This is a genomic window from Streptomyces sp. (assembly GCF_050698815.1).
GTDB lineage: Bacteria > Actinomycetota > Actinomycetes > Streptomycetales > Streptomycetaceae > Streptomyces.
In genome coordinates, this window is sequence record NZ_JBOHCV010000767.1 from 1 (window position 1) to 7,353 (window position 7,353).

7 protein-coding genes are annotated in these 7,353 nt (G+C 71.4%); 5 read left to right on the forward strand and 2 right to left on the reverse strand.

Translation table 11 applies throughout. From position 1 onward, the window contains the following. Positions 1 to 982 (reverse strand): DUF5937 family protein (locus ACRDP3_RS27420; RefSeq protein ID WP_431519710.1); only part of this gene is annotated, 982 nt, incomplete at its 3' end. Between the two features lie 70 nt (positions 983 to 1,052). Between ACRDP3_RS27420 and ACRDP3_RS27425 the strand changes: the two genes are divergently transcribed. The 4 genes from ACRDP3_RS27425 to ACRDP3_RS27440 all read left to right on the forward strand — a co-directional run bounded on the left by ACRDP3_RS27425 (position 1,053) and on the right by ACRDP3_RS27440 (position 5,032). After that, positions 1,053 to 2,318 carry an MFS transporter gene (locus tag ACRDP3_RS27425; RefSeq protein WP_431519711.1) on the forward strand — a complete coding sequence of 422 codons (1,266 nt, stop codon included), beginning with the start codon at positions 1,053 to 1,055 and terminating at the stop codon, positions 2,316 to 2,318. 21 nt (positions 2,319 to 2,339) lie between these two features. Beyond that, positions 2,340 to 2,852, forward strand: a complete 513-nt coding sequence (locus ACRDP3_RS27430) for a MarR family winged helix-turn-helix transcriptional regulator (protein WP_431519712.1) — start codon at positions 2,340 to 2,342, stop codon at positions 2,850 to 2,852. Between the two features lie 74 nt (positions 2,853 to 2,926). After that, positions 2,927 to 3,259, forward strand: coding sequence for a DUF3817 domain-containing protein (locus tag ACRDP3_RS27435; protein ID WP_431519713.1), 333 nt, complete (start codon positions 2,927 to 2,929; stop codon positions 3,257 to 3,259). Between the two features lie 72 nt (positions 3,260 to 3,331). After that, positions 3,332 to 5,032 (forward strand): acyl-CoA mutase large subunit family protein, encoded by a 1,701-nt coding sequence (locus ACRDP3_RS27440; protein ID WP_431519714.1) that lies wholly within the window; start codon positions 3,332 to 3,334, stop codon positions 5,030 to 5,032. Between the two features lie 225 nt (positions 5,033 to 5,257). On the opposite strand, the gene ACRDP3_RS27445 is transcribed toward ACRDP3_RS27440, so the two are convergent. Further along, positions 5,258 to 5,890: a TetR/AcrR family transcriptional regulator gene (locus ACRDP3_RS27445; RefSeq protein ID WP_431519715.1), complete on the reverse strand. Its 633-nt coding sequence runs from the start codon at positions 5,888 to 5,890 to the stop codon at positions 5,258 to 5,260. A gap of 201 nt (positions 5,891 to 6,091) precedes the next feature. Here ACRDP3_RS27445 and ACRDP3_RS27450 point away from each other — a divergent pair, with 201 nt between their 5' ends. Next, positions 6,092 to 7,060: a tetratricopeptide repeat protein gene (locus ACRDP3_RS27450; protein ID WP_431519716.1), complete on the forward strand. Its 969-nt coding sequence runs from the start codon at positions 6,092 to 6,094 to the stop codon at positions 7,058 to 7,060. The last annotated feature ends 293 nt before the right edge of the window (positions 7,061 to 7,353 follow it).

Consider the following 7,353-nt stretch of genomic DNA (forward strand, 5'->3'; position numbering starts at 1 on the left):
GGGCTATGCCCAGCGCGGTGCGCTCGTAGAGCACTTGGTGGCGCACCCGGCGCGAGGTCAGCAGGCCCGCGTCGCGCAGCGCCCTCAGATGCGCCGAGACGGAGGACGGGGCGAGGCCGAGCCGGGCCGCCAGGGACGTCGTCGAGGCGGGGTCCTCCAGTTCGTTGAGCACGGCGGCCCGGTTGGCGCCCAGTAGCCGCGCCAGTGCCCTGGCTGAGTCACGGGTGGGCCGCTGCCACAGCCCGCCAACCCCGCGCGCCGGGTAGATCACCGCGGGCTGCCAGGGCGGGGCGAAGCCGCTCACCACATCGGGCCAGACGAACACGCTCGGCAGCAGCATCACTCCGCGCCCGCTCAGCTCCTGCACCTGAAGCTCCCGGTAGCGAGTACGGACGGAGAGGGCGCCCTCGTGCCAGGACAGCCCAGGGTGCAGGTCCGCGAACAGCCGCTCCAGGCCGCCCTCCGCCACCTGCCGTGAACGGTGGGCGATGTCCGCCTCCAGCAGGTCGCGCAGGCGCGGCCAGTCGGGGGCCAGCAGGGCCTCCCAGGCCCGCTCGGTGAGGTCGGCCAGTTCGGCCACGGCCCGGGCCGGATCCTCCAGCATGGCCCGGCCGCGCGCGGATTCGGCCGCGCCCGGGGTGCAGTCCAGGGAGCGGGCCAGTTCATCCCGGGCCAGGGCGGGGTCGGTGGCGCGCACCTGGTCCAGTTCGGCGTCCAAGGTGGCGGGCGGGCCGCCGGTGGTGGCGGGTGGCGGCCCGAGGAAGTCCGGGGTGTAGCCGCCCGTTACCGGCATCAGCAGCCACAGCGGGGTGAGGTCCAGCTCCGCGACCGCGCCGTGTATCCGCCGCAGCCACGGCAGGTGGTAACTGTGCCGTTCCGTGCGCCGCAGGGTGCGTACCGCTTCGTGCGTCTCGCACAGCGGGGACGTCGCGAACCTGCAGCGCAGCAGATCCTCGGCGCCGAACTCCAGGTGCAGTGGCATGGCCGCCCCTCGTGATTCGGCTGGTGCCGAAAGACTAGAGAGCGCCCGCCGGCCGCGACAGGCTCCCCGCATGCCTTCTCGCGCCGGGCCAGCGGAAACCGGCCGCCCGCAGTCCCGCCCCGACGGAAGCGGCGGCTACCGCGCGGTGTTCCGGGTACGGGAGTTCCGTTTCGTCTTCGCCGCCCACGTGCTCTCGTTGCTGGGCACCGTCGTGGCGCACGTCGCGCTGCCGGTCCTGGTGTACGCCGAGACCGCTTCGCCGCTGCTGTCCGCCCTCACCTTCGCCTGCGGCTTCCTGCCGCAGGCGATGGGCGGCGCCCTGCTCGCCCCGGTCGCCGAGCGGTCCGAGGGACGCCGGGTACTGGTGGGCTGCGACCTGGTGTGCGCGGTGTGCGTCGCCGCCATGCTGGTGCCGGGCATGCCGCTGGCCGGACTGCTGGCGCTCCGCGCCGTCGCCGCCTTCGTGCAGCCGCTCTTCGGCGGCGTGCGTGCTGCCGGGCTCGGCGAGATCCTGAAGGGCGACGCCTTCGTCCTCGGCCGCTCGCTCATCAGGATCTCGGCCCAGGCCGCCCAGATCGCCGGATTCGCGGCGACCGGGCTGCTCCTGCTCGCAGTGACCCCGCGCACCGCGCTGCTGCTGACCGTCGTCGGATTCCTCGCCTCCGCGCTGCTCCTGGGCGTGGGTACGCGAGCGCGCCCGCCGCTCGCCGTCGCGCGCGCCCGCGGTGGAACCCGTGCCCTCTTCGCCGACCGGCGGGTACGGGGGCTGCTCGCGCTGTGCTGGCTGCCGCCCGCCTTCGTCGTGGTGCCGGAAGGGCTGGCCGCGCCCTACGCCGCCGAGACCGGCGCCGGTCCGGCCGGTGTCGGGCTGCTGCTGGCCGCGATGCCGGTGGGCGCGGTGACGGCGGAGCTGGCCGCGGGCGGGCTGCTGCGGCCGGCCGCGCGGGAGCGGCTGGTGCTGCCGCTCGCCGGGTGTCTGCTGCTGCCCTTCCTGCTCTTCGCGTCGCGTCCGGAGTTGCCTCTCGCGCTGGCCACTCTCTTCGTGGCGGGTTCGGGCTTCGCGTACACCCTGGGACTGGACCGGTGGTTCTTCGACGCCGTACCGGAGGAGCTGCGCGCCCGTGCGATGACCGTGATGTCGGCGGGACTGATGACGGCGCAGGGGATGGGCATGGCGGTGGGCGGGCTCGCGGCGGAATTCATGCCGCCGCACTGGGCGGTCGTGGGCGCGGGGGTCGTCGGGACGTGCTGCGTGCTCGCGGCCGTCCGCGCGGTACGGCGTACGGGACCGCGTACGGGACGACCGAACCCTGAGACGCCTCTGGTCACCATGTGAGCGACCGCTAGGGTTTACGGCGTGCCGAAGCCGCTCAGTCTGTCGTTCGACCCGATCGCCCGCGCCGACGAACTCTGGAAGCAGCGATGGGGGTCCGTGCCCTCCATGGCCGCCATCACCTCGATCATGCGTGCGCAGCAGATCCTGCTGGCGCAGGTCGACGCGGTCGTCAAGCCGTACGGGCTGACCTTCGCCCGGTACGAGGCGCTCGTCCTGCTCACCTTTTCGCGGGCCGGCGAGCTGCCGATGTCGAAGATCGGCGAGCGGCTGATGGTCCACCCGACCTCCGTCACCAACACCGTCGACCGGCTGCGCAACTCCGGCCTGGTCGCCAAGCGCCCCAACCCCGACGACGGACGCGGCACCCTCGCCTCCATCACCGACAAGGGGCGCGAGGTCTGTGACGCCGCGACCCGCGAGCTGATGGCGATGGACTTCGGGCTGGGCGCCTATGACGCGGAGGAGTGCGGGGAGATCTTCGCGCTGCTCCGGCCGCTGCGGCTCTCCGCGGAGGACTTCGCGGGCGAGGAGTAGGGCGAGGAGTGGCGAGGAGCAGGGCCCGCGGGGGCGGCGGAGGAGCGGGCGGAACGGCCCGTTACGCTCGTGCCATGAAGAAGTCCGTGCTGACCCGCTACCGGGTGATGGCCTACGTCACCGCCGTGATGCTGCTCGTGCTGTGCACCTGCATGATCTTCAAGTACGGCTTCGGTACGGGCGCGGACCTCACGCTCGTGGTCTCCCAGATCCACGGCGCGCTCTTCCTCCTCTACCTCGTCTTCGCGTTCGACCTGGGCCAGAAGGCACGCTGGCCGTTCGGCAAGCTGCTGTGGGTGCTGGTCTCCGGGACGATCCCCGCCGCCGCCTTCTTCGTCGAGCGCAAGGTCGCCCGTGAGGTCGAGCCGCTGCTCGAGGCCGGGCACGCCGCTCCCGCCAAGGTGTAACCCCCGTCACTGATGCCCCTTCCGGGGCGTCCGGCATCGACATTTACTTGGACGTCCAAGTAAATTTGCCGTATGGACGCACACGCGATGGAAGAAGGCCGCCGCCGCTGGCAGGCCCGGTACGACGCCGCCCGTAAGCGGGACGCGGACTTCAGCACGCTCAGCGGCGACCCCGTGGAGCCCGTCTACGGCCCGCGGCCGGGCGACTCCGTCGAGGGCTTCGAGCGGATCGGCTGGCCCGGTGAGTACCCGTTCACCCGCGGCCTGTACCCCACCGGGTACCGCGGCCGTACCTGGACCATCCGCCAGTTCGCGGGCTTCGGCAGCGCGGAGCAGACCAACGAGCGCTACAAGATGATCCTGGCCGCCGGCGGCGGCGGCCTCTCCGTCGCCTTCGACATGCCCACCCTGATGGGCCGGGACTCCGACGATCCCCGCTCGCTGGGCGAGGTCGGGCACTGCGGCGTCGCCATCGACTCGGCCGCCGACATGGAGGTGCTCTTCGACGGCATTCCGCTCGGTGACGTCACCACCTCGATGACGATCTCCGGGCCGGCCGTGCCGGTCATGTGCATGTACCTCGTCGCCGCCGAGCGGCAGGGCGTGGACCCCGCCGTGCTGAACGGCACTCTGCAGACGGACATCTTCAAGGAGTACATCGCGCAGAAGGAGTGGCTCTTCCAGCCCGAGCCCCATCTGCGCCTGATCGGCGACCTGATGGAGCACTGCAGCCGCCACATTCCCGCCTACAAGCCGCTGTCGGTCTCCGGCTACCACATCAGGGAGGCCGGCTCCACGGCCGCGCAGGAGCTGGCGTACACGCTCGCGGACGGCTTCGGCTACGTCGAACTGGGCCTGAGCCGCGGGCTGGACGTCAACACCTTCGCGCCGGGCCTGTCCTTCTTCTTCGACGCGCACGTCGACTTCTTCGAGGAGATCGCCAAGTTCCGCGCCGCGCGCCGGATCTGGGCCCGCTGGATGCGGGACGAGTACGGCGCGACCAGTGAGAAGGCGCAGTGGCTGCGCTTCCACACGCAGACCGCCGGCGTCTCACTCACCGCGCAGCAGCCCTACAACAACGTCGTCCGCACCGCCGTGGAGGCACTGGCCGCCGTGCTGGGCGGCACCAACTCACTGCACACCAACGCCCTCGACGAGACCCTCGCGCTGCCCAGCGAGCGGGCCGCCGAGATCGCCCTGCGCACGCAGCAGGTGCTGATGGAGGAGACCGGCGTCGTCAACGTCGCCGACCCGCTGGGCGGTTCCTGGTACGTCGAGGCGCTCACCGACCGGATCGAGGCCGACGCGGAGAAGATCTTCGAGCAGATCAAGGAGCGTGGCCGTCGCGCGGTGCCGACCGGGGAACACCCGATCGGGCCGATCACGTCCGGCATCCTGCGCGGGATCGAGGACGGCTGGTTCACCGGCGAGATCGCCGAGGCCGCCTTCAACTACCAGCGGGCGCTGGAGAAGGACGACAAGCGGGTGGTCGGCGTCAACTGCCACACCGGCTCGGTCACCGGCGACCTGGAGATCCTGCGGGTCAGCCACGAGGTGGAGCACGAGCAGGTACGGGATCTGAGTGGACGGAAGAAGCAGCGGGACGACGCGGCCGTGACGGCCGCGCTCGGCGAGATGATCGGCGCGGCCCGCGCCGGCACCAACATGATCGAACCGATGCTGGACGCGGTGCGCGCCGAGGCCACGCTCGGGGAGATCTGCGATGCGCTGCGCGAGGAATGGGGCGTCTACGTGGAGCCGCCCGTCTTCTGACCCTTCCGCGTCAGCGCTTCCGCGCCAGCCGCGGAGTTGATCCCGCCGCACTGGCTGCTCGCCGCGTGGCGGCGGAACCGGACTCCGCCGTCCCGGCGGGGTCCCGCACGGCAGGAATTCTCCGCCGCGACGGCGGGACGCCCGGCGGCGGGTACCGGCGGTGCCGAACCGGCCGCACGCCCGGCTCCACCCACTGCCGGTGGTGCTCGCCTCGGCGCAGCCGCGTCAGTGGGGGCGGGACGCCGCCGCCAGGCCGTCGAGGAGGAGTGTGGTGAACCGCTGTGCCCACTCCTCGTCCACCGGTTCCGCGCTGACCAGAGTACGGTGCACGACCGCGCCGGCGATCACGTCGAAGATCAGGTCGACGAAGCGCGCGCTCTCCTCGGCGTTCCCCGCGTCCGGCGGCAGCTCGCCGCGGGCCTGCGCCCGTTCGCGGCCCTGCAGGACGAGCCGTTTCTGCCGGTCCACGATCGCCTCGCGGATGGGCTCGCGCAGGGCCGGGTCGTGGGTGGACTCGGCGACCACGGCCATCAGTGAGGCGTTGGTCTCGGGGAGCTGCAGCAGCCTGCCGAAGGAGATCACCACGCCCTCTATGTCCGCGCGCAGGCTGCCCCGGTCCGGCAGGTCCAGTTCGTCGAAGAGAGCCGCGACCGCGTGCACGACGAGTTCGCCCTTGTTGGCCCAGCGCCGGTAGAGGGTGGTCTTGGCGACGCCGGCTCGGGCGGCGACGTGGCCCATCGTCAGCCTGCTCCAGCCGACCTCGACCAGTGCGGCGCGGGTGGCGTCCATGATCGCGGCGTCGGCCTCGGCACTGCGGGGCCGGCCGACACGGCGGGGGAGTGGGGCGGAGCACGGCATGGCGCCAGACCATACCGGGCGGTATGAGGCAGGGGGCAAGCGCCGGGGGTGGGAACCGGGTTCCGAGGGGGGTCCTTGTGGGCCCGGGGACCCTACGGGTTACGCTACGAGTCGTATCGGAAAGGTTGTCTGCGATGCGACGACCACGCGCCGGGTGGGGACCCGGCACACAGCACCGGGGGAAAGGGGGAGACTGGTCCCATGCAGCGACGCGATATGTCCATGAGCGGAGTGGTCGACCTCTCCGCGGTGAAGGCGGCCGGAGAGGCCAAGCAGCAGGCGGAGCAGGCCAGGGCCCGGTCCGCCGAGCGGGGCGGCTCCGAGGCCCCGGTGCGCCTGGTGATCGATGCCGATGAGGCGAACTTCGAGGCGGAGGTGCTCCAGCGTTCCGCCGAGGTGCCGGTCGTCATCGATTTCTGGGCCGAGTGGTGCGAGCCGTGCAAGCAGCTCTCGCCCGTTCTGGAGCGCCTGACGCGCGAGTACGCCGGGCGCGTGCTGCTCGCGAAGATCGACGCCGACCAGAACCAGATGCTGATGCAGCAGTTCGGCGTCCAGGGCATCCCGGCGGTGTTCGCCGTCGTCGCCGGGCAGGCTCTGCCGCTCTTCCAGGGCGCCGCTCCCGAGGCGCAGGTACGGCAGACCCTGGACCAGCTGATCCAGGTCTCCGAGGAGCGGTTCGGCATCACCGGCCTGCAGGGCGCGGCGGCCGCCGAGGAAGACGCCGAGGAGACTCCGCAGGAGGCCCCCGAGGCTCCGGAGGACCCGGCGCTGGTGGCGGCCCAGGAGGCGCTGGACACCGGTGACTTGAACGGTGCGATCCAGGCGTACCAGAACGTGCTGTCCGGCGACCCCGGCAACGTCGAGGCCAAGGTGGGTCTCGCCATGGCCGAGCTGCTGGCCCGGGTGCAGGGGCTGGACGCGCAGCAGGTGCGCAAGGACGCCGCGGACCGCCCCGGCGATGTCGGGGCCCAACTGCGGGCGGCGGACCTGGACATGTCGGGCGGTCATGTGGAGGATGCCTTCGGCCGCCTTGTGGAGACTGTGAAAAAGTCTGGCGGAGAAGACCGGGAGACTGCGCGTGTACGGCTCCTGGAGCTCTTCGAGGTGATTGGCGCGGAGGACCCACGGGTAGTAACGGCGCGGGGTGCACTCGCTCGAGTGCTGTTCTGAGCTTCTGGGCCCGCGACCCGGCTCAATCGTCCGAACACGGACTGTCACGACTGAGGGATTCGGCGACATCAGCGGCTGTGTTTTACCAAAACTTGGTAATCACAGTCGCTGTTACTCGCAGTAAGTTCCTGCGCGTGCTTTCCTCCGCCGATGTCCGGTTGCTTCCACCCTCCGGACCCCGCGGGCGACGACCCTGCGTGTCCCCCCTATGCTGATCGGCCGCCGTTCGGTTATCCGGTCGTTACTCGCAAGTAAGTCAGCCCCTTGTGCGAAGGCTTCGGATAGACCACGAT

Coding starts and splice junctions, on each gene's coding strand:
- ACRDP3_RS27425 (WP_431519711.1), top strand. CDS start 1,053: ATGCCTTCTCGCGCCGGGCCAGCGGAAACCGGCCGCCCGCAGTCCCGC.
- ACRDP3_RS27435 (WP_431519713.1), top strand. CDS start 2,927: ATGAAGAAGTCCGTGCTGACCCGCTACCGGGTGATGGCCTACGTCACC.
- ACRDP3_RS27440 (WP_431519714.1), top strand. CDS start 3,332: ATGGACGCACACGCGATGGAAGAAGGCCGCCGCCGCTGGCAGGCCCGG.
- ACRDP3_RS27445 (WP_431519715.1), bottom strand. CDS start 5,890: ATGCCGTGCTCCGCCCCACTCCCCCGCCGTGTCGGCCGGCCCCGCAGT.
- ACRDP3_RS27450 (WP_431519716.1), top strand. CDS start 6,092: ATGCAGCGACGCGATATGTCCATGAGCGGAGTGGTCGACCTCTCCGCG.